The organism is Methylovulum psychrotolerans, assembly GCF_002923755.1.
In the GTDB taxonomy this organism is placed as follows: domain Bacteria; phylum Pseudomonadota; class Gammaproteobacteria; order Methylococcales; family Methylomonadaceae; genus Methylovulum; species Methylovulum psychrotolerans.
The window spans coordinates 22,345-42,253 of the sequence record NZ_PGFZ01000009.1 but is presented as its reverse complement, the minus strand read 5'-3'; the positions used below and the strand labels follow the sequence as shown (position 1 = coordinate 42,253).

The following is a 19,909-nucleotide window of genomic DNA, read 5'->3' as shown; positions in this document are numbered from 1 at the left end:
TACGGCGCGGTTTTTTCATTATTTACCGCAAGCGCTTGATTCCATTAAAAACCCCAAAAACCGCCCCCTTTTCCCAAACCGCGCCGATAACGTCAAAACTAAGCGGCAAATCTTGCTTAATGCGGGTTATGGTCAAACACCAGCACATCGCCAGTCACCGGAGAGCGGTAATGCAGGCTTTTGGCTTTGCCATGCAGGGCATGGGCAATGCGCAAATACAGCCAAACCGGCGCCGCCCCCGTCAGCACCACATCCTGCCCCTCACCCGCCAAGCTTTTCGCTTGCTGTTCGTAATCGGACAATAAGGCCAGCTTGGCGGTCCCGTCGTAGAATGTGGATAAGTCGATTTCTAGTAGTTCAAGCATGAAGTTCTCTCCACAATCTCCATATTTTGCGATTCAAAAGGGAATACCCATTTCTTACATTTCCCCTCTGGTAGATTTTTGAGAGCTTCTGGTAATTGGGTAAATATAAAAGTGACTTTATAATGGAGATAATGGCCTGTTTCAGAGGAGTACGCTATACGGCCTGTATCATGGTCAATCAAAGCCGCCCTTAAGTGGAGGAAGCGGTCATTGTCACACATTTGTCCACCAATTTGTTGCCCCAAATTTCTAATGTCAGCATCATGAGAAAGATAGGCGTTGATACACAATAGCACCAATTCTTCTTGAGGATTTTTAAATTCTACCGTTAGCCGTTTGGGTAGGTTTTGCTTCCAGTTATTGCTAATCTCGCCATGCCAAACAAATAATGCGACCACCAGCGTCGCCGAAGAAACGATTTGATCTAAATCCGAATTCCATAGTGTTTTAAAATCATCAGCAACTTTCCAGCCAGAAGAATAATCTATGATGACCCATACTATAAAAGCAAGCGTTACGATAATCGGTGTTTTATCGGTATGGAAAACGTATTTCAATTGGGCGCATTTTAATTGTATCCAAGATATTTCTTCATTATTTATAGATTGCTGTTCCATAAGTGCCTCATTATTTAGCTGAGTTTAATATTATTAAGCCTAATGGCGATGTTTCTAGGGTTGTCGCCATACTCAAAATCTTGGCGTTTGCCTTTTTTCTTTTCCGGGTTTTTCATAATGCCTTTATTGCGTGTATCCATAAGCCCGCTAATAATAGCCACTGCCTGTTTTTTTATTTCGGGGTTGGGTTCCTCTTCGATTTTTTGCAAATAATCGGTATTCATGGCCCGATAAAATTTTTCCGAGTTGTTTTTGACAGCCCATTTCTCGGTTTGGCTTTTTTTATACAGCTCAGCCGCCAGTCCTTGATAACCCAGTTGTTGAGTTTCGGCATCGAGCAGAGCGGCTTCAGTTTGGGGTTTTAGCTGTTCTTGTTTTAGCTTTTCTTCAATTTGCGAATAGGAAAACAAACGCACCCAACCTAAAGGTAGTTTAGGTTCTTCTCCCGATACGGCTAAACGGCGGGTTTTTGGAAACGGCAGCTCAGATAACACGGATTTACGCAAGCCAAAGAGCTGGCACATTTCTTTTGTCAAATCGGGCTCCAGCCAATCGCCCGTCATTCCCCGCCAACCACTGCCCCAAGACAATTGTAAATAAATGCTGTCCGGGTCATTTTGTAAAGCAGACAGTAATTTTATACATGCTTGTTCCGGTTTTATAGCCCCATAATCATGATAAAATTTAATTTCTTGTTCTAAGCGGTAACGGGCGTGCCTGTTTAAGCGTTCTTTGAGTCCGGCAAAATCACGCGGTAAAATGTCGTGGGCTGATGTATACCATGTAGATAGGTCACTTAAGAGGAATTCATCCCATTGCAATTGAAATTGCGCTTGGCTTTTGGGTTTGAGCATTTCGGCATGTATGCCATTAGCTTTTTTCCACTCATTAATAGGAAAATTTTTTCCTGTTATCCTACGCCATTCAGCACTGACTTTATTTGTGCTATCTGTTGTTAAATTGAGCCACCGAATATCAACTAAACAGAGATCTTCTGCTCGAAGCATAACGTCTTTCACATGTAACGCCCGGAAAATATTGTGCTCGGGGTCTTCACCTAATAAAGTATCAAGTAATTTTTTTGCCGCATGTGTATTTTCTGGTTTATTTGCTATGTTAGGTAACAGTTCCTGATAAATGGCTTTAGGTAATTCACGCAAATAATCTGCAAGCAGCGCCGTGGTTATTGCCCCCTTCAAAGAGCTGCCCGCAATATAAGGCTGGTATAGCGCGTCCTTTAAATGTTCTCGGAACTTGGTGAAGGTTTTCGTCGTCCTACTAAGCATCGGTAAAGCGTAGCCATAACGCTCACCCGCCAGCTCATTAACCCAGTAACTTAGATTACACTCTCCACCCAGCAAAGCATCGTCTAACTGCTTATCGCCTGACGCTATCGCCGTAAACATGCGCTCTTGGTCAACTACAAAAACTTGTCCATTCTCCACCACATAATCAAAATCTTGGGTCAAGTCCTGTCCTGATCCGCACTGTACGGGGGTTAAAATTTCCAGCCCTACTTTTAGGCTTAAGGTTTTGCCTTTCATGCTCATTTTCATAACCGATTACCCCGCTTGCACAAAAAAGCCCCGTCCATCCCGGCATACCTTATTGGGGGCATTTTCAGGGGTTATATCGACCACCTGGCCTTGCAGGGGGCGCTTAAACACACTGCCTTCGGCAAACATGCGCAAGCGTTTTTTACGCAGGCCGCTTTGCCCTATCCACCCGCCCCGCGACACCAGTTTATAGGCCGATTTTTCTAACCAATCCGGTCGGCAATCCTTGTCAATATCGGGGCTGATTAAAGACAGGGCAACGGCGCGGTCATCGGCTTTGGCTAAGCGTAAACCGGGGTTTTGCCCGTGTTCCCACTTAAAAAAACCATTGCCGTTACTCCTGTCCGCACCGATGCCGCTATCGCCCAACAAGCTCAAGGCCGCTTCAAACGCAGCTTGTTCGGCTGGCTTAGCAAAGGGCTTTGCCAAAAAATACAAACCGCCATCTTGGTCAAACCATATCCGGCTTAAGTGGAACAACTGCCCATCCAGCGTGGCGTTAGTAAGCCTATCTATCGCCAAGCGCGGGCGTTCTTCTTCTGCCCATAAGGCCCGCAAATGCGTTTGTTTGGCGAAGGCCAGACAACCTTGTTTAATATCAGGCAACGGAGTTTTGCCCGTTAGCCACTCTGCCGTAAAGGTTTTTCGCCATAACGCCACTTCCAACCATTGCAGTTTTTTAATTTTTTTGGCATCTTGCAAACGCTCTTTAGGCAATTGCACGGCTTGCGTGTTCAGGGCGCGGGGTAAAAAATAGTGGTATTGACCATAGTGGTCTTTATAAAATGGAAACGCCGAGCTTAAGCTAAACGGCGGCTGTTCGGCACGCTCCGCCACACGGTCCGGCTCTAACAATGCCCATGCCGACAACAACGCGGCACTGAGCGTGTCCGAATGGATAAACGTTTCTGAACGCTCGTGGAAGGCATCGCCACGGCTATCAATATGGAAGGGCGCGGTAAAATGCAGGCGGTAACAAAGCATGATAGGCCTCAAGCGGCTTGCGGTGCTGGGGCTTTCGAAAAAACCGCAAACCTGTCATTATCATTTTCTCTTTCGGTGGCAGGTTTGCCGTTACGGTAATTTTCGGCAGTCCGTTCTTGTAGCGTTTGTACAGTAAACTCAACTTGACCGTAACCACGCGAACCGTGTCCGCCTAAGCTGTCATTTTGCATTAGCTCCATACCTTCTCGGACTAAGTTTAAAAACACGGCATCATCATCGCCTTCCAGCAAAGTCAGGATAAATTCAAATTGAAACACTGCCCCTGCGGGTACGCGCTCAAATTGCCTAGGATTGGCGGCGGCAGTGATACGGTCAATATTGACCTCGGTCTTAACCTCGGTCATGGGCATATCGGTATTAGGGGCATTTTCTAGGCGGATTTTGCTTTCCCTTGTCAGATGGGCATCGCGTACTATCAGGCGGGTAGGGCTTTTATTGGTTTCTTTATTATTTTCGGCGGCAGAAACCCCGAATAGCTTGCCTAAATCGGTAGCAGGGTTTTTGCCAGCATCGGCTTTAAGTTTGTTATCAGCCGTTAATTCACAAGAAAAGCCACCTGAACCATTTCCTGTTTCGGATTCCTTTCCCCTGACCCGTTCCAGTAAAGAACGCATTTTGCCCCGCAACGAAGAACCGGGGATATAGGGTTCGTTAGTGAGCGGATTACGCACCACAACTTTATCGGCTCCCCCTATCGACATGGCGACCGAACTGCCGCCGATATGCAAACCTGTCAAGGCGGTGATTGTGCCGCGTATAAAAATTTTCTTGCTGATTTTTGGGGCTGTATTTGTGTCGCTCATGGTCTATTCCTTAAATTATTTACCGCCAAAGGCTTTATGGTAAGCAAGAATTGCCTCAAAATACTGTGAAAACCGCATAAAATCACCTACAGTTATAATTTTTTTGATGCTTCTGCTTAGTACATTACTTAATTCAGTTATTGCTTCTTGCCTTTTGGCAGCATAAGCTAAACGCGGGATGAGCAATATTAACTTTCGTTGTGATAGCGCATCCAATAATTCTGTTTCGGGCTTAATGGCAACAAGCAACTCCAATTTTTTTACCTGGCCATAAATATTTCGGATTTGTGAACTTGACACACCGGATATGGCACAATGCCCCCCTAGGCGCTCCCCAAACAAAACCAGCCATCTTGCGCTACCATCTTGTTTAATGATGTTTTCTAAAATATCATTATCGGGAACTGAGATTGTTTTTATTAAATTCTCGCATTCAAGCAATACATCAGAAACCTTTACCCCTCGTTCAGTCAGGTTGTTTTTTTCAGTCACAAATTGATTAAAAAAAACGCTTGCTGTAGCAATAGACCGCTCAATTTTTGCCTTGTCAGGAAGTTCAGTATTTTTTTTGAATTGTTTAAGTTCGCTGAAAAAAGGATGAAATTCACCGTATTCAAAATCCATCTTATTTTTATAATCCCCAGTAAAAAATCTTGCCATACTATCTCTCCTTCCTCATCAAAAATTCCGCCCAACGCACGGGCATTTGTAGCCAATCCAAAATGCCCTGCTCATTTTCGGGCGGTATGGTCAGCAATTTAGTTTGCAATGCTTTTAAATCCTGCTCAATCTCACTATCACGCTGGCTCATACGCTTAAGGTTATAAATCAGCCGCCAGCGCCATTTATTCCAATATAAAATAGCCGTGGTCGGTTTAGGCATTTGCGCGTTCAGTTCATCCGTGGCGATAACCACTTGCCGTAAACGGTCGATGATGGCATTGCTGTTAGTGTCTTCGGTCAACTTGCAAATGTCGTCCCTTAACTGTTTAGCCTCGTCGAAATGTTCCCAGCCGATAGCCGTGCCTAAAAAGCTTAAGGCATCTTTTTTCGGTTGATTGCCGCGTAGCAAATGCTTGGCTTGGCTTTCCGCTTCGCCCGCCGTCGCTGCCGTTTTAGAAATCGGGTATTTGCCCGTCGCTAAAGCGATACCGCCCGAAATGGTAAAATGCGGATTATCGGCGCAGTAACGGCGAAATTCTGTGCGGATTTTGTGCGCCAAGTCCGGCAACTCATCCCAACTGCCGAGGATAAACACATCATCCCCGCCCGCATAAATGATCTGGCAACGCGGAAAAGCGTCGGCAAGCACCGATAAGTAGCCGGCAAAAAATAAGTGCAATTGCCTTGATAAGGTGGCGACCCGCGATAAGGAACCCATGGTCTGCACACCCCCCTGCGGCTGTTTAAACTGTAGGCCGCGTATAAAAAGCTCACCCAGATTATCCACATCCATGCGTAAGACCCCTAAGCGTTTTATGCCTATGGCATGGTCGGCGAAACCATTAAACTCAAACTCGCCGCTCTCTTTGGCTGTGTCCCATTTGCCGACAAACCTAAACCCGGTCGAATAGCCATATTGGTTGCCATTAGGTGCGGCTAACTTATTCAGGCTTTCCAAATGACAATCATATAAGGCAATGTCTGGGGCAAACAGGGGCGGTTCCGCTAAGAAATACAGGGTGCAATCCGTTCCGGGTAACAAAATACGGTGCAAATAAGACGGTTTGTTTTTCCTAACCGTAACGCGGTCAGCTCCCCATACCCAGAATAAATACTGGGCATCCACTAATTCCCTACCTATATCGCGCAATCCCTTACATTGTTTACAAATCCTAAAAAGCCCGCCATTATCTGGGCCGGTTTCTTCATGGATACCTGCCGATGCGTCATCCCGGTCACAGACTTGGCAAGCCCCTGCCGTGTGTAAGTCTTCCGGCATAAAAAAGTCGGCATCTTGGTCGATTTGAGAGACAAAAGGCCGCTGGCGTTTTTTTTGCAAATCATCGTTAGCCGCCTGCCAGTGCTTACCCATTTCGCCCTCCTTAAAATCATCGGCTTTCAGTTCCGCCATGCCTATGCTTAAGGTCAGTTCGCCCCGAAATTCTGATAATAAAGCCTGATTTATGCGCTCCACTTCGCTAGTTAATGCGGTTTGCTGGGTTTTGGCGATCAGCAAGTAAAACTTACCGCCCGAAGAATAAATCCGCGCACTGGGATATAAGCCTAAGGTGCGGAGGATTTGCTCGGCGGCGGCATCGCATAGCAACTGCATAAACAATGACCGCCCCCGCAAGCCTTTGGCCGCCCCTTTGCTGGTGATTTTGTAAATAAAGTTTTGAATGCCCGAAAAGTCGCCGCACACCAACAGCCATTTTTTTGTGCCCAAGTCGTTAAAATCGATGCTGGCAAGGTTGTGCTTGTCGGCATGGTAACGGTATAAGCCTTCGGCAATGGCGGCGGTAATGCGCAGATGGTCGTATAAAGAAATGTCAGGCCGTAACACATTGGTGGCGGCAGGCACTTGGCTTAAGTATTTTTCCATTAACGCCAATAAAGTGCGGCTGATTGCGCGTAGGGCTTGGGGGCTGGTTTGCCCATACTGTGGGAAAGCGTCCAGTTCCTGTAAAAAAGCTACCGCCATTTTTTTATAGTCTCGGCTTAAGGTGTCCGCTTGCGCCAACCACACGCTCTTGCCGTCTTTTTGCTCGGCGTGCATCCCCCAAGCCTCGGCGGATTTTGGATAAATCGCGGCCTCGGTTAAGGCCAGTTCGGCTAAAGGTAAGAAATAGTTAGCCGGATTGACGGCATTTTTTAAAGTCACTCGCCCTAACAATGCCTCCAAGCGCGTTTTTTGATGTATGCCTTGGTGCTGAAACTCGCCTTGTTCGCGCTCGGCACTGGCGAAAGCATCCGCCGCTTGAACGAGCTTTGCCAAATAAGCGTTATTGTCGGTCACGGGCCGGTGATGGTGAGCCGCCAAGTCCACCCAGTGTTCCGGGGGGCTTTCTGATATGGGCGGGTTTAAGATGGGGAGCTGGGCGGCTAGCCGCTCGCAAAAGCTCAGGGTGTTTAAAACATGACTCCCCACCCAGCCGCCTTGGCTATCGGTTTGGCAATAACGCTGTTTTATGTCCTCATCTTGGTAATGCGCCCCTAAGGTTTCCGCCCGTTGAAAAAATTTGCCTATATCGTGGAGCAAACTGCCAAAAACAACGTGATCCTGTTCGTTCATGAATACCTTCTAAGCCTAGAGATAAATGCCGGGTGGGTTATTAGGCCCGGCTTGTGGTGCAACGTCTGCCGTTAACCCCGCCAATTCATACAACCCCAACCCAAAACTCGTTTTCCCCCCAACGCCCACCCATTGCCCCAAAGCCAGCCACGGCACGAATGGGCCGAGTTCGCCTGTGTAGACCGTTTCGCCCAGTAGCCCGCCGAAGGACATGGTGCTTTGTGAGCGTTGCGAGTAGCGTTGCCAGTCGTGCCATTCTAGGCTGCTGTGTTCTATGGTTACCGTGTCCGCCAACGCCAATAAATGCTGTTTTTCTTCGGGCGTGATGACGATGCCGCTGCCGTAGAGGGTGGCGAGGCTGTTGATGCGCCCTAGCAGGCGGTGCATGAGCAGGCCGAACGGCGGGGCGGTGCGCAGCAGGTCGTTGGCGGTTTTTAGGCGTAGGCGGGTGGTGTGTTTTAAGCGCAATTGCGCCACGGCGCTAGGGGCGGCGAAAAACTGCGCGACGTGTAGGGCTTGGCTTTGCCCGACCCAGCGGTTGTTCTGGTACAGGCTCCGCACCCCGTATGGGCTGATTTGGTTGATGCGTTCGACGCAAAAATGCCCGCGCTGTTTGCCCAGCCCCATGTATTCGCCCAGATGCTCCAGGGCGGCGAAGATAATCAGCAGGTAATCGATGGCGGGGCCGTATAGCACCAGGCTTAAGTCCAGGGTGTCGCCCGCTTGGTAATGGGTCTGCTCGTCCAGCGGCGGGATCAGGATATAGGGCTTGGGCGGTTTTTGGTGCAGGGCTTGCCAGTGTGCGGGCGGGGTGGGTTGGTAAAAAAAATCGCGGAAGCGGGTGCCGATTTTCGCCAAAGCCAAACCTAACGCGCCGTGGAAGCTCGCGCCTTTATAAGGCGGCAGTTCCAGGCTGCCGTGCAGGCGCAATTGGAATTGGAAACACGCCAAGCGGAAGTCTTGCAAATTGCCGCCTTGGCTATAGGGCAGGGGGCTGTCAGGGGTGTTCGGTCTGGGCAAAGTACACCTTTCTAAGGATAAGGTGTTGGGGTTCAGCCTACACCGTTCGGTTAATTGGCAAATAGGGATACGGCAGGTTTTTAATACCAGCATCTGGCAACGGCGACCGTTTGACAGGGCAAACGGCAAGCGATGGGTATCGTAACAGCAAAAAACAGGGAAAGATATTAAGTATTACCTAGAAAATAGTGAAGTATTCACTATTTGGGCGGAGTTACTGCCTTAAGGGGGGTTTTTGGGGTAGGGGGGGAAGCGTGTTTGGGTAGGGCAAGCATTTTTGATTGTCCCCTTCGGCTTCGCTCAGGGGACGGAGGAGTATCCCGTTATCAAAGTCCGGGCAGTCGTACTTGATTATAATGGACCGTTGAACGCTCAAGCGTTTAAAGTTTTCATCCCGTTATCAAAGTCCGGGCAGTCGTACACAAATCGACAACACGGAAGTTTCAGCGGCAATTTTGTTTTCATCCCGTTATCAAAGTCCGGGCAGTCGTACACAAACACATTAAGAACATCGGCATGTTTTAAATATAGTTTTCATCCCGTTATCAAAGTCCTGGCAGTCGTACAAAGCAAAATCTTTCGCAGACTTAAGGCAACTCGTGTTTTCATCCCGTTATCAAAGTCCGGGCAGTCGTACACCAATTTACCTAGAAATGGCGGCAAAATTACCTTTAAGTTTTCATCCCGTTATCAAAGTCCGGGCAGTCGTACCGACAGGCTCAGATATTACACTTTGCAATGTAACTGTGTTTTCATCCCGTTATCAAAGTCCGGGCAGTCGTACTGTACGCCTATAACCCCTTGTTTGGCAAGGCCCATTATGGCTATTTTCGGCGCGGACTGCCTTATTTGTCAGTAACCTTGAAAATAAACCTAAAAACACCCTGTTTTCCCTTATAAATCAACATACGGCGCGGTTTTTTCACTATTTATCGCAAGTGCTTGATTCCATTAAAAACCCCAAAAACCGCTCCCTTTTCCAAAACCGCGCCGATAACGTCAAAACTAAGTTGCAAAGCAGTTCTGGCCTTGGCGTACAGGTGGCAAGTCAATAGTGGCCTGTCCGGGGCGGGCTTGTTTGACTCATTGACGCGGCTTATAACTCCCAAACTCGCACTTGAGGGGCGTCGCCCGCTTCCCGCGCGGCTTTGCAAAACGCCTTATCAAACGTCTGCATAACGGCATCGCCACAACTGGCAAGATGGAGCGCGTCGGCAAAGTCGGCTCCTTGGGCATACCAGCCCAACGCACGGTGTAGGGTATGGGCGGCTTCTATCACGGTGTTTTCTGTTTGCAGCAACAATTGCAAAAAAGCGTGGATACGTTCGCGCGGTACTTTATAACGCGACCGCAAGACCCATTCGGTCTCTAAAATTACCGTACACGGAATAAGGGCACGATGGCTTTTTAGCAGATTTTCGGCAAGCTGCGCTTGTTGCGGGTGGTCGTCAACAATAAGCCGCACCAGCATATTAGTGTCTAAGGCGATCATCCGCCCGGTTGCCCACGTTCTGCCCTCTCAGCCGCATAGTCAACAGGCAAGCAGAGTTCTTCAAGGCCGACAGGCTGGGCATCTTGTTTTAAAAAGCCGCGTAAAGATTCCAGCCTTAACGGCTTCGCTTGCGGTTTTGAAGTCAGCAATACCCCCGCCGCCGTCACTTCCACCACCAGTTCATGCCCCGCCTGCCAATGCAACTGATCGCAAATAAGCTTCGGGATAACAACCTGCCCATTGCTGGTAAGTGTAACGGTTGTCATTGGCATTAGAGTCACCTTTGGAAGTAAGAGATTTGGAGGTTTTATCCCGTTATCAAAGTCCGGGCAGTCGTACTTATGTTGTTTCTTTAAAAGATTCAGCGGGAGTTGTAGTTTTCATCCCGTTATCAAAGTCCGGGCAGTCGTACAAGGGGTCGGTGGAAGAAGCCTATGTCATTGCTGAGTTGTTTTCATCCCGTTATCAAAGTCCGGGCAGTCGTACTGTACCCTGATAACCCCTTGTTTGGCAAGGCCCATTCGGGGCATTTTCGGCGCGGACTTCATTATTTATAAGTAACCTTGAAAATAAATGTAAAATCACCCTGTTTTCCCTTATAAATCAATCATCGGCGCGGTTTTTTAACCGTTTGGTATAAGTGCTTGATTTTATTATAAACCATAAAACAAGCCCCTTTGATTGAATCCGCGCCGATAACGCCAAGGCTTTGTGCAACAAGCAGTGGCCGTCTGGGACACTTAATCCAAGCAAGCCATGCCTCTCTGTGTCCCCATGATATCCGGCCATTATATACTCAACGGTCAAGTTTTCGATTTTTAGGACGCGGTCATCTTGGCCGCACACGCCCACCGCTAAAAAAAACCGAAAACTTGACAATCTGATGTATGGCTGCGGGGCGTTCAAAATTCGGTGTTTATCGCCAGCAAACGTTCATGAAAATAGGCGTAAAAATCCCGCCCTGGTTCGGAAAGTGCCTGGGCGTTGTCTTCGCGTAATGCGGTGGCCCTGACCAAGGGCGGCGGGTGGGTGGGGGATGCCCGCCATGCCGGTTTGTCGGTAATGGTGTAAGCCAGGTCAATTATCTCCAATAATAAGATGGGGGCATGGTCGATTTGCGGGCCGAAAGGCATTTTTTCGCGGATGCTTTGGGTGTGGGGCAGTAACGCCAAAAAACGGCCAAAGCCGAAGCGGTCGGCCTCCAATTCCGCCAAGTGGCTGTAATGGCGGGTTTCGGCCTGTACGCCCCCGGCGGCCATGTAATTTACGGTACGGCCTGCGGGCAGATGGTTAAGGTAAAAATGGCCCATTTCATGCAAAAATGCCCAAGTGAACGCGGCATTCGCCAAGCCTACGGCAAAGTGGGTAATATCAAGGTCTATCGTTGCGGCATCGGCGATGGCTCCACCGACAGGGCCTAAAGAAGGGTCATTTTCTACCCACGCCGTTACTGACGCTTGAAAAATGCGTTTGCCCATGGTTTCGCGGTGCCCCGTGTACTCCGCCCAATTCAGTAAACCTAACACGCAGCCTAATACCATTGTCCACAATCCGGTTGCCATTATGATCAGTGGCGAGTTTTGCCGTTGTCTGCTTAAAATCAGCGGACTGGCGGATTTCGTCACCGCCGCTTGGACAACGTCGGGGCGGGTGGCTTTAGGGAAGTCCTGCAATAAGGCCAAGTTCCATAATTCGTATAGCATGGCTTCTTGGCAGTCCATTTGGCGGCGCACTTCATGCGGGTTGGGCGTGGAACCGTCGCCGACCCGTTGCCAAAGGCCACTAAAATGGCCGATATATTCGGCGATGTCGGCTTCGTCGGACGGCACGGACACTGCAAAACCGCTACGCAGCAGGGTTATGCGGGCGGTGGTGCTGACTAACCCGTCAAACAACGGCGCTGATGATAGGGCGGTTTCGGTTAGGCTAATGGCGGAAAGCATGGCTTAACCCCCGTTTTGCAGGTTGGGGTCGGCCAGCAATAACAGTGCCTCAACGCTGGGTTGCCAGTCATAACTGTTCAAACCACCGACAAAACGCCGGAGTGCCGCCAAACCCATTTTTGGCGTGGCGGCGGATTGCCAACAATCCATTCCGTTATCTAAAGCATTTTTTACCGCCAATTGCCCAGTTGCGTCTGTATCAGCGTACTGGCGGGCTTGAGCATATAGGGCGGCGATCCGGTTTACGGGCAAGGGATGCCGGGCGGGGCATTTTTGGCCACATCTACATAATTATGAAAGTGCAGGAAAAAGGTTGCGGCATGAACTAACGGAAGCCGAAAAGCTGCCGGTACGGACGACAAGGCGAAGCGGTCGGCGTATAACTCTTCCTCTTTCCTTGCGTCCAGCATTTCAGGTACGGCAAATTCCCAAACTAGGCCTGGGGAGGGCAAAGGCCTTTGGTTTCTGTAAAAATGCACATGCCCCATTTCATGCAGGATGACAAACATCAGCACGGCTTGCAGCGTCACATCGGTCTGGTGCAGGATATGGGGGTCTAAGGCGGCGGTGACGTTCGGCAAAGGGAACGGGCTGTGAAAATACAAAACGGTGCAGGCGTTGAAATAAGCGGTCATTAACCGCAATTCGGCAGACAGCGTATCGCGGGCGGCGGGGCTGATGGCGGCGTTTAACGCCGGGTCGCTTTGTAGGCGGCGGGCGGCCGACGCTAACTGCCCCGACAGACAACTGAACCTAAGCGCTTCGACCAGCCCTAAACTCAGCAAAATGGCGGCGGTATTGTCTTGAACATACGCGTAGGCAAAGCTTTCAGCGACCGGCAGGAATGCGAATTCGGTATTGTCGGACATAAAGGCGTGGTCACCGAGGATGTTTTTCACCGCCGCGCGGCGTTCCGACAAAAAAGCCGCCGAAAGCGCGGACACTTCCGCTAAGCTGACCGCCGTTTTAGCTAATTTAGCGCAGATCAGTTGGTTGGCGGTCGCGCCGAACCAGCCTTCCGCCGGGCTTAAACGGGCGGCATCCCGCAAAATGGCCGCTAAATTGCCATCGCTTATCGCCTGCATGGCGGCAGTTAAGGATAGGCGGCTTACGCTTCGCCGGAACCGACCGTCGGAACGGCAGGGGAAGATAGCGACGCATTGCGCAACTTGGCATCCAAAGCGGGCAGGTCGTTAAGGTCGTCCTGGATCACCGGGGTTTCCCCCGCCACGCAGGCAATGCTGGGATAGGCTTTCAGCAAATCATATACCATCGCCCCTAACACCCCTTCAGTGATATGTAAGGCGAAAACCAAAATCGCCGTGATCACTTTTTCATTGGACACAGCCCCTAAGGCCTCGTCGACCACCAATTCCGTTAACGACAACGGGCTTTCCCCGGTGGTGGCGTGCCTAAGGTGTGCCATTACCGCATCTGCTTCGCTGTCATCCGACACCACAAAAATAAGTTCAAGAGTTTGTCCGCTGATGTTCATAATAAGTGCGCCCGTGGTCGGTAGGGTGAAAGGGTGTGTTGCCGTACGGTAGCGTCCGGCCATCAAACGAGTGAAGGCTTCGCGCCATACAAACCGTCTGTTTACAATTTTACTTTAAAACGCTTAAATTGAAAGCGTGAAAAAACGCGGGTTAAAAAAATGTGCTTAAGGGCTCGCCCCGAACCCGCCAACCCGCCGCCGCCCGTGTGGCGGCGGCCCCCGCATCCGCCGTGTTGACAAGACCGGTTTAATGCCGGTGACACGTTTAGTTTAACGGACGCGGGCGGCACGGCGCCCAAAGCCCGACGGCTTCATGTTAAGATTATGTGCATTATCTATGCCTGGATGGCAAACACACCATTTTTAACACTGTAAAAATGAAAAAATTATTTATTAAACTGCCTTCCCATTATCAATCAAACCAGCAAATTTGATTGACGAAATGTCTGGCGGCATCAACATGCCGCTGATAACCTAACCTTTTCTATCGGCTATTTGGAAAAGGCAATGACCACCAACCCTGACGTAACTCCTGATCCCGTGCGCGAGCGTTTGCTCAAAGCGGCCCTCGACAGCTTCCTTTCCGATGACTACCACAAGGTTACGACCCGTCTGATTGCCGAAAAAGCCGATGCCAACGTATCGATGATCCGTTACTATTTTGGCAATAAGGAAGGTTTGTATGAAGAGATGATCCGCAACACGCTAAATCCCTTGCTTAAGGTGTTGGACGGGCAGATGCTGGACACTGTTGATGGGTTTAAGGACTTTTTCTTGCTGTATTACCGGACGATGGCGGAACAGCCCGAATTTCCCAAGCTCATCTTGAAGGTTTTGGCGCTTAACCAAGGGCCAGGCCGCCATTTTATCCACCAATTATTGGAGCGGGGGCGGACGCGCGGCACCAAAAAAGTGACGCAATGGCAGGCAGACGGCCAAGCCTGGCCGGATTTGGACCCTGATATGGTTCGGATGGCATTTGTCAGTCTGGCGATGATGCCGATACTGCTGAAAGATTTTTTTGAGGCGCAGGGCAAAGTCATGGACAGTGCGTTTTTTGGCCAATTGGCCACGTTCAACGGCCAGTTATTGGCATCTGGCTTGGTAGTCAGAGCAGAATAGGAAGGGTTTGTCATGCCATTACAGAAAAATCCGGGCGCGGTCCGCCGTTTTGCCAAGCTGATGCAGTTTGCCGCTTGGTTGCAGTCCATCCCCAATAAACTCACCCCGCCACCGTTCCGGCTGATACAAATCGGGTCGGCGTTTTGGCAGTCCCGGGCGCTGCATGTCGCTGTCCGCTTAGATATAGCGTCCGTTCTGGCGGATAAAACCCTCACCGCCGCAGCCATAGCGGCACACATCGGCGCATCGGCGGATGCCGTCCACCGTTTGTTACGGATGCTTTCAGCAATGGGTATCTTTACAGAACAGCCTCCGGGTTCGTTCAGGAACAACCGGCTTTCCGCTTACTTGCGCGAAGATAACCCCCAAAACGTCCGCGCGATGATCTTGATGCACAACTCGCCAGAAATGAGCGTGCCCTGGTATGAGCAATTGGAACAGGGCATGCGTAATAATGAGGTGCCGTTTCAGCTCGCCCACGGTGACACGCTGTATGGCTATATGGATAGCCACGCCGAATTCGACCGGCTGTTTACCCGTGCCATGGCCAGTGTGGAGGCATTGACGGGCGACAGCTTTGCCACGGATTTCGATTGGTGCCAATTTGACCGGGTCATTGATGTGGGCGGTTCGCAGGGCAACAAATCCGTAGCCTTATTGAAGCGGCATCCGCATTTGTCGGCATTGGTGTTTGACCGTAGCCAGGTGATCCAAGCGGCGGCAAACCACTGGGCGGAGCAAGCCCCGCCCAGCTTGCTTGCCCGCTTGGCTTTTCAGGCCGGGGACTTGCTGGAATCGGTCCCAAGCGCAAACAATGACCGGGACATCTATTTGTTAAGTGCCGTCCTGCACGGCATGGATGACGGGGCTTGTGTCAAGGCGTTGGGCAATCTGGCTTCCGCCTGTGCAGGCACTGGCGCCCGTATTGCGCTGTTGGAATGGGTGGTTGCAAAAAACCAAGCCGACTTTGCCAGCGCCGCTTTTGATATGCAGATGTTTATGGCGACACGGGGCAGGGAAAGGACGCTGGCACAGTGGCGGCACCTTTTTGGGCAATCTGGCTTGGCGCTAGAAGAAGTGGTGGGGCTGCAATCCATCGGCAAGCTCCTGGTATTGAAACCGCAAGGCTGATCCCGCCATAGGCCTAGCAAGATGATTAAGCCGTTTACATTAGCCTACATCCACAAGCCATTTGTTATATCGGTTATGAAGGTTGTCATGCTCATTAACGGCTTACTGCACATTTCAGGAACGGGGAACGGCATCAGCACGAAATGGGCGGCATCAATGAAAAACTCCGCCCTTTGTCCGGTGCGGGCCTAAATGCCCACGGGTTGGTTTTTCGCATAATCGTGGCTTTTGTTATAAAGGGCGGCAATTAAATTGGCCTGATACACCATGCCCACCAGACGATTTTCGTCATTTACAATCGGAACTTGCCGATAACCTTGATCTGCCATCAAAGGGATCAGTTCGGCGATATGGCTGTTTTCCGGCATGACACTAACAGGGCTAGCCATGATATGGCCGACCGCTTCCGGTTTTTCGGTGGTGACATCCGGCGTACGGCGGACAAAAGCCTTGAATTTTTCCGTAAACGTTTCATTGGCTTCCACGTCAACGAATTTAAAAAAATCATTCCAAGTGATAATGCCAATGACACGGTGGGCACGGTCAATAACAGGCAAGGCGTTAAGCTTGCCGTCGTGCATGGTTTTCCAGGCTTCTTGGACTTCTGTCCCATATTCAACCGTCAGAATAGGTTTAACCATAATATCCGCACAGCTGATGTTGCCTTGGTAACGTTTGAAGCTTTGCATCTGGGCATCGGTAAGCAGTTTGCTCAAATCCCCCGCCGAAACATCCATAAACCTATCCATATTCTCCAACGCCAATTCCACATCCTGTGCAGAAATGCCGGTGCGTTGGGAAGGCTGGATAAGGGTGCTGTGTCCGCGCTTGTTCTTGTCAGCTAAAGGGATGGCTGTAGGGTATCCGTAACGCAATATCCAGCGGTTGATGGCAACCGCCATAAACAACATGACCGCCACATTAACGCCCACGGGCATCAAGACAAAACTGTAATCCAGCAAATGGTCAGGGGTGCTGCTAATGACAGGTGTCAGTGCCGTGGCCGCGCCCGGAGGATGCAGGCAACGCAGCAACAGCATGGCAAGGATGCTGGCTCCGACCGCACAGCCCGATGCCAAGACGGTATCGGCAATCATTTGGGCACAAGCGACGCCAATGGCTGCCGAAACCAGTTGCCCGCCAACCAATGGCCACGGTGCCGCAAGCGGGCTGCTAGGCAAAATAAACAGGATGACGACGGAAGCGCCCATCGAGGCGACTATAATCGGGTAAGCGGAACCAACCCCAACTTTTTGGGTGACCCATGCGATCACTAAAATAGCAATGAAACTGGCAAGCACAGAAAGCAATTTGCCTTTGATGCTTAAATTGACCGGATCAACGGTGATGAACTGAAAAAATGGCTTAATATCCATCTTAGAGAAACCTGTTGTTCAGAGTGGGAAAATCCAAAAGGCATCTATTCATAAAGCGTTTTGCCCGTAGTTGCGCCCTTATGGTTTTGGGTATTGGCCATCATGGCATTTTCAGGGTTATAGCCAAATGGGTTCAGCTACGCGAAAAATGATAACAAACAAAAATAACTTATACAATATATTTATGTTATATGGTTTATTACTGTTTAATGTACGATTTTTTTGTTATTCTTTATCCATTTAGCGGATGGGCATAAAGCACTTATATGGTTGACAAGATCAAATCCCGACAACATGAAATCCTTACCTTATTGCTGGAAAACAAGGCAGGGCTGAGCATTGACGAAATCGCCACGGCCTTAGACATCTCCAGGAACGCCGTACAGCAACATTTCGCCACGCTACAAAAAAACGGTTACATACAAACCGGCGGGATCCATAAAACCTCAGGCCGTCCAGTCCGTAGCTTTATTTTGACCGAAGCGGGCATCAACAGCTTTCCCAAGCAATACGCTTGGTTTTCCGAATTGCTTCTTCGCAACCTCAAAGACGAAATGGGTTCCGAAGCTTTACAGCGTTATCTGCATAAGTTGGCGGTCCATTTGTCGCAAAGCCTGTTGCCCCAGTTTGTCGGCAAACAACCGGACGAAAAACTGGAGGGTTTGCTAAAAATAATGGCGCAACTGGGTTTCCAGGCAAAAGCCATCAAAAATCTAGATAACAATGAACGGACTATTGAAGCCTGCAATTGCGTCTATCATGACCTGGCACAAAAACATGAAGAAGTTTGTGAATTTGACCGGACGTTGATTTCGTCTTTACTGGAAAGTGAGATAGAACAGGTCGAGTGCATGGCCAAAGGCGGTGTTGTTTGTAGCTTTAAAATCACCAACAAAGGAGAAAAACCATGATCGAAGAATCTTTATAAACCTTAACCATGCCGAAAACAGTAACTTCTATTTGACAAGCAATCACGCGAAACAAGGAGTTTTGCATGGGATTCCGGGTGGCAAAAAACGGGTATTGGCCGTATCATGCCGCGTTTTAAAAACACTCCCCCATCCGTTTTGAAACATGTTAAAAGTAAGTTATGACAAATGGGGCCAGTTACCCGAATTTTTAAGGGATCTGGCAGTCAACGGCGACCACCCGCGCACCCGTGAGCGTTTTTTTGCCTTGTTCGAGATCTGCGGCGGCAAGAGCGCGAGCCAAGTCGGGCGCGAAACCGGAAGGAACCACCAGACCGTGATGGATTGGGTGCGGCGATATAACAAAAAGGGGCATGAAAGCCTGTTTTATCGGCATACGGGCGGAAACCTCCCCCTTTTTGCCGGAAAATCACCGACGGATTAGCAGGTCTGATTCACCAAAGCCTCCAATCGGCGGCGGAGCCGCCGCAAGCCCAAACCGAAGCCGCTTTCATGCCCCGCTGGACGTTAAAACGGCTGGTGGAGTGGGTCAAAAAAAACCCACAGTGTCAGCTGTTGCCGTGAGAGTGTCAGGAAAGCCCTGAAAGATATGGGTTTTTCTTGGAAGAAATGGCGCAAACTCCTGAACAAGGCCGACCCGGAACGGCGGGAGGCCTTCATCGCCCCGCTCCAAGAACGGCTGGCGGCGGCCACCGCAGGCAAGACCCAGATCGTCTATTTGGACGAGGCCCATATCCATCTGGACACCGACGAAGGCTACGGTTGGACGGTCAAAGGCGAACGCGCTTGGGTCAGTTCCAGTTCGCCGGGGCTGGCGAAAGTGTCGTTTTTCGGGGTGTATCTCTACAACCGCGCCCAAGTGCGGCTCTTCCCCGCCACCAAAGCCAACGGGGACGCGACAGTGGAAGTCCTCCGGCAGATCAGGGCGTGCTTTGCCGCCACCGACCACATCACCCTCATTTGGGACAACACCCCCTACCACCGCAGCCGCCAAGTCAAACAGGCGGCGCAGGAACTGGGCATCACCCTGATGCCGTCGCCGCCCTACAGCCCCGACTTCATGCCCGTCGAACATGTGTGGCAATGGTTCCGCGAGGACGTCACCTACCACGCCTGTTACGACGACGAAAGCAAACTGATCGCCCAGGCCGAGGCTTTTGAGGAAGCCATCAACGCAAACCCCCTTGAGCTGGCCGACCGCCTTTGGACTAAAACGTCCATAGACCCGGAGGAGGAGAAACTGCGATGTTCGGGTAAGCGTAGGTAGTTTGCCAAACGAAAGTTACAGGTTTCAATATAGTTAAGGTTTATGCGGGATTTGCTGATATTGCATAATACATTAAACAAATTAGACAAAATGCAATACGGATGATCTTATGTTTATCTCACCGACAATTATTCAACATGGCATAATTGCCTTAGAGAATGAGATTATGCGTCTTGAAAGGGTACATGAAAACTGTGGTGACGAATGGCCTCCCGATTTTGATCCTAACGACAGATGGATTTATGATCAGCTATTACAAGAATTCCGTAAATATAAGGCGAGCGGATACGAAGAGCAATCTTTGAATGGTAAGCCTTTTCGTTTTTTTGTTGCGCTCATTCCAAGCTATATAAACAGCAATATGGATAAGTTATCACAAGCAAGCTATTTGGAATTGCATCACCTGTATTCGGAAACTTATAGCCCATAATAAAACTCAGCTTCCTTATGGAATTAATATGCTTGCTTTTTGTATTAAATTTTATTATGAAAACATTGGCTTAGATTAAGATGATAAAACCTGCCGAAGCCTTTAAAAACTGGGCGGGCGGCG

20 protein-coding genes, 1 pseudogene and 1 CRISPR repeat array are annotated in these 19,909 nt (G+C 49.8%); of the genes and pseudogenes, 6 read left to right on the top strand and 15 right to left on the bottom strand.

The features are described from left to right. Positions 1–116 precede the first annotated feature (116 nt). The 14 genes from AADEFJLK_RS17530 to AADEFJLK_RS17460 form a co-directional block, all read right to left on the bottom strand. The gene (locus tag AADEFJLK_RS17530; protein WP_103975155.1) at positions 117–365 is read right to left on the bottom strand and encodes a CRISPR-associated protein Csx3; all 249 of its coding nucleotides are present in this window, start codon (positions 363–365) and stop codon (positions 117–119) included. Then, a complete protein-coding gene (locus AADEFJLK_RS17525) occupies positions 350–982 on the bottom strand; it encodes a hypothetical protein (RefSeq protein ID WP_103975154.1) in 633 nt (210 codons plus the stop codon). The genes AADEFJLK_RS17530 and AADEFJLK_RS17525 overlap by 16 nt, the downstream gene beginning before the upstream one ends. A gap of 14 nt (positions 983–996) precedes the next feature. Next, the gene (csm5, locus tag AADEFJLK_RS17520) at positions 997–2,526 is read right to left on the bottom strand and encodes a type III-A CRISPR-associated RAMP protein Csm5 (RefSeq protein ID WP_170065154.1); all 1,530 of its coding nucleotides are present in this window, start codon (positions 2,524–2,526) and stop codon (positions 997–999) included. Between the two features lie 18 nt (positions 2,527–2,544). Next, a complete protein-coding gene (gene csm4 / locus AADEFJLK_RS17515) occupies positions 2,545–3,522 on the bottom strand; it encodes a type III-A CRISPR-associated RAMP protein Csm4 (protein WP_146054639.1) in 978 nt (325 codons plus the stop codon). A gap of 8 nt (positions 3,523–3,530) precedes the next feature. Further along, a complete protein-coding gene (gene csm3 / locus AADEFJLK_RS17510) occupies positions 3,531–4,346 on the bottom strand; it encodes a type III-A CRISPR-associated RAMP protein Csm3 (RefSeq protein WP_103975151.1) in 816 nt (271 codons plus the stop codon). A gap of 15 nt (positions 4,347–4,361) precedes the next feature. Continuing rightward, the gene (gene csm2, locus AADEFJLK_RS17505) at positions 4,362–5,006 is read right to left on the bottom strand and encodes a type III-A CRISPR-associated protein Csm2 (RefSeq protein WP_103975150.1); all 645 of its coding nucleotides are present in this window, start codon (positions 5,004–5,006) and stop codon (positions 4,362–4,364) included. A 1-nt stretch (position 5,007) separates the two neighbouring features. Then, a complete protein-coding gene (gene cas10, locus AADEFJLK_RS17500) occupies positions 5,008–7,581 on the bottom strand; it encodes a type III-A CRISPR-associated protein Cas10/Csm1 (RefSeq protein WP_103975149.1) in 2,574 nt (857 codons plus the stop codon). A gap of 15 nt (positions 7,582–7,596) precedes the next feature. Continuing rightward, positions 7,597–8,694, bottom strand: coding sequence for a CRISPR system precrRNA processing endoribonuclease RAMP protein Cas6 (gene cas6 / locus AADEFJLK_RS17495; RefSeq protein ID WP_103975277.1), 1,098 nt, complete (start codon positions 8,692–8,694; stop codon positions 7,597–7,599). Between the two features lie 218 nt (positions 8,695–8,912). Next, a CRISPR array of direct repeats spans positions 8,913–9,385; the repeat unit is 36 nt; unit sequence GTTTTCATCCCGTTATCAAAGTCCGGGCAGTCGTAC. Between the two features lie 312 nt (positions 9,386–9,697). After that, a complete protein-coding gene (locus AADEFJLK_RS17490) occupies positions 9,698–10,093 on the bottom strand; it encodes a type II toxin-antitoxin system VapC family toxin (RefSeq protein WP_103975148.1) in 396 nt (131 codons plus the stop codon). Beyond that, positions 10,090–10,359, bottom strand: coding sequence for an AbrB/MazE/SpoVT family DNA-binding domain-containing protein (locus tag AADEFJLK_RS17485; protein ID WP_211299247.1), 270 nt, complete (start codon positions 10,357–10,359; stop codon positions 10,090–10,092). Before AADEFJLK_RS17485 ends, AADEFJLK_RS17490 begins: the two co-directional genes overlap by 4 nt. Positions 10,360–10,995: 636 nt before the next feature. Continuing rightward, complete coding sequence (locus AADEFJLK_RS17475) at positions 10,996–12,036, bottom strand: hypothetical protein (protein ID WP_103975145.1); 1,041 nt, start codon at positions 12,034–12,036, stop codon at positions 10,996–10,998. Between the two features lie 3 nt (positions 12,037–12,039). Further along, positions 12,040–12,288, bottom strand: a complete 249-nt coding sequence (locus tag AADEFJLK_RS17470) for a hypothetical protein (protein WP_103975144.1) — start codon at positions 12,286–12,288, stop codon at positions 12,040–12,042. Further along, positions 12,279–13,121 (bottom strand): hypothetical protein, encoded by an 843-nt coding sequence (locus AADEFJLK_RS17465; protein WP_103975143.1) that lies wholly within the window; start codon positions 13,119–13,121, stop codon positions 12,279–12,281. Before AADEFJLK_RS17465 ends, AADEFJLK_RS17470 begins: the two co-directional genes overlap by 10 nt. Before the next feature lie 23 nt (positions 13,122–13,144). Then, positions 13,145–13,531: a hypothetical protein gene (locus tag AADEFJLK_RS17460; protein WP_103975142.1), complete on the bottom strand. Its 387-nt coding sequence runs from the start codon at positions 13,529–13,531 to the stop codon at positions 13,145–13,147. Positions 13,532–14,038: 507 nt separating this feature from the next. On the opposite strand from AADEFJLK_RS17460, the gene AADEFJLK_RS17450 reads away from it, so the two are divergent. Together AADEFJLK_RS17450 and AADEFJLK_RS17445 are read left to right on the top strand one after the other, a co-directional pair. After that, positions 14,039–14,653: a TetR/AcrR family transcriptional regulator gene (locus AADEFJLK_RS17450; RefSeq protein WP_103975140.1), complete on the top strand. Its 615-nt coding sequence runs from the start codon at positions 14,039–14,041 to the stop codon at positions 14,651–14,653. 12 nt (positions 14,654–14,665) lie between these two features. Further along, a complete protein-coding gene (locus AADEFJLK_RS17445; RefSeq protein ID WP_103975139.1) occupies positions 14,666–15,784 on the top strand; it encodes a methyltransferase in 1,119 nt (372 codons plus the stop codon). A 188-nt stretch (positions 15,785–15,972) separates the two neighbouring features. Here AADEFJLK_RS17445 and AADEFJLK_RS17440 read toward each other — a convergent pair whose 3' ends face one another. Beyond that, a complete protein-coding gene (locus AADEFJLK_RS17440) occupies positions 15,973–17,160 on the bottom strand; it encodes an HPP family protein (RefSeq protein WP_103975138.1) in 1,188 nt (395 codons plus the stop codon). A gap of 266 nt (positions 17,161–17,426) precedes the next feature. On the opposite strand from AADEFJLK_RS17440, the gene AADEFJLK_RS17435 reads away from it, so the two are divergent. The 4 genes and pseudogenes from AADEFJLK_RS17435 to AADEFJLK_RS17420 all read left to right on the top strand — a co-directional run bounded on the left by AADEFJLK_RS17435 (position 17,427) and on the right by AADEFJLK_RS17420 (position 19,786). After that, on the top strand, positions 17,427–18,071 hold the full coding sequence (locus tag AADEFJLK_RS17435) for a helix-turn-helix transcriptional regulator (protein WP_103975137.1): 645 nt from the start codon (positions 17,427–17,429) through the stop codon (positions 18,069–18,071). Positions 18,072–18,234: 163 nt separating this feature from the next. After that, the gene (locus tag AADEFJLK_RS17430) at positions 18,235–18,513 is read left to right on the top strand and encodes a helix-turn-helix domain-containing protein (protein WP_103975136.1); all 279 of its coding nucleotides are present in this window, start codon (positions 18,235–18,237) and stop codon (positions 18,511–18,513) included. A 123-nt stretch (positions 18,514–18,636) separates the two neighbouring features. Then, positions 18,637–19,356, top strand: a pseudogene (locus tag AADEFJLK_RS17425) (IS630 family transposase); the annotation flags it as partial. Between the two features lie 109 nt (positions 19,357–19,465). Further along, positions 19,466–19,786, top strand: a complete 321-nt coding sequence (locus tag AADEFJLK_RS17420; protein WP_103975134.1) for a hypothetical protein — start codon at positions 19,466–19,468, stop codon at positions 19,784–19,786. Positions 19,787–19,909 lie beyond the last annotated feature (123 nt).

Coding starts and splice junctions, on each gene's coding strand:
- AADEFJLK_RS17430 (WP_103975136.1), top strand. CDS start 18,235: ATGTTAAAAGTAAGTTATGACAAATGGGGCCAGTTACCCGAATTTTTA.
- AADEFJLK_RS17460 (WP_103975142.1), bottom strand. CDS start 13,531: ATGAACATCAGCGGACAAACTCTTGAACTTATTTTTGTGGTGTCGGAT.
- AADEFJLK_RS17530 (WP_103975155.1), bottom strand. CDS start 365: ATGCTTGAACTACTAGAAATCGACTTATCCACATTCTACGACGGGACC.
- cas6 (WP_103975277.1), bottom strand. CDS start 8,694: ATGCTGGTATTAAAAACCTGCCGTATCCCTATTTGCCAATTAACCGAA.
- AADEFJLK_RS17485 (WP_211299247.1), bottom strand. CDS start 10,359: ATGACAACCGTTACACTTACCAGCAATGGGCAGGTTGTTATCCCGAAG.
- csm4 (WP_146054639.1), bottom strand. CDS start 3,522: ATGCTTTGTTACCGCCTGCATTTTACCGCGCCCTTCCATATTGATAGC.
- AADEFJLK_RS17440 (WP_103975138.1), bottom strand. CDS start 17,160: ATGGATATTAAGCCATTTTTTCAGTTCATCACCGTTGATCCGGTCAAT.
- AADEFJLK_RS17525 (WP_103975154.1), bottom strand. CDS start 982: ATGGAACAGCAATCTATAAATAATGAAGAAATATCTTGGATACAATTA.
- AADEFJLK_RS17465 (WP_103975143.1), bottom strand. CDS start 13,121: ATGCAGGCGATAAGCGATGGCAATTTAGCGGCCATTTTGCGGGATGCC.
- csm3 (WP_103975151.1), bottom strand. CDS start 4,346: ATGAGCGACACAAATACAGCCCCAAAAATCAGCAAGAAAATTTTTATA.
- AADEFJLK_RS17420 (WP_103975134.1), top strand. CDS start 19,466: ATGTTTATCTCACCGACAATTATTCAACATGGCATAATTGCCTTAGAG.
- AADEFJLK_RS17435 (WP_103975137.1), top strand. CDS start 17,427: ATGGTTGACAAGATCAAATCCCGACAACATGAAATCCTTACCTTATTG.
- AADEFJLK_RS17450 (WP_103975140.1), top strand. CDS start 14,039: ATGACCACCAACCCTGACGTAACTCCTGATCCCGTGCGCGAGCGTTTG.
- csm5 (WP_170065154.1), bottom strand. CDS start 2,526: ATGAAAGGCAAAACCTTAAGCCTAAAAGTAGGGCTGGAAATTTTAACC.
- AADEFJLK_RS17490 (WP_103975148.1), bottom strand. CDS start 10,093: ATGATCGCCTTAGACACTAATATGCTGGTGCGGCTTATTGTTGACGAC.
- cas10 (WP_103975149.1), bottom strand. CDS start 7,581: ATGAACGAACAGGATCACGTTGTTTTTGGCAGTTTGCTCCACGATATA.
- AADEFJLK_RS17445 (WP_103975139.1), top strand. CDS start 14,666: ATGCCATTACAGAAAAATCCGGGCGCGGTCCGCCGTTTTGCCAAGCTG.
- csm2 (WP_103975150.1), bottom strand. CDS start 5,006: ATGGCAAGATTTTTTACTGGGGATTATAAAAATAAGATGGATTTTGAA.
- AADEFJLK_RS17475 (WP_103975145.1), bottom strand. CDS start 12,036: ATGCTTTCCGCCATTAGCCTAACCGAAACCGCCCTATCATCAGCGCCG.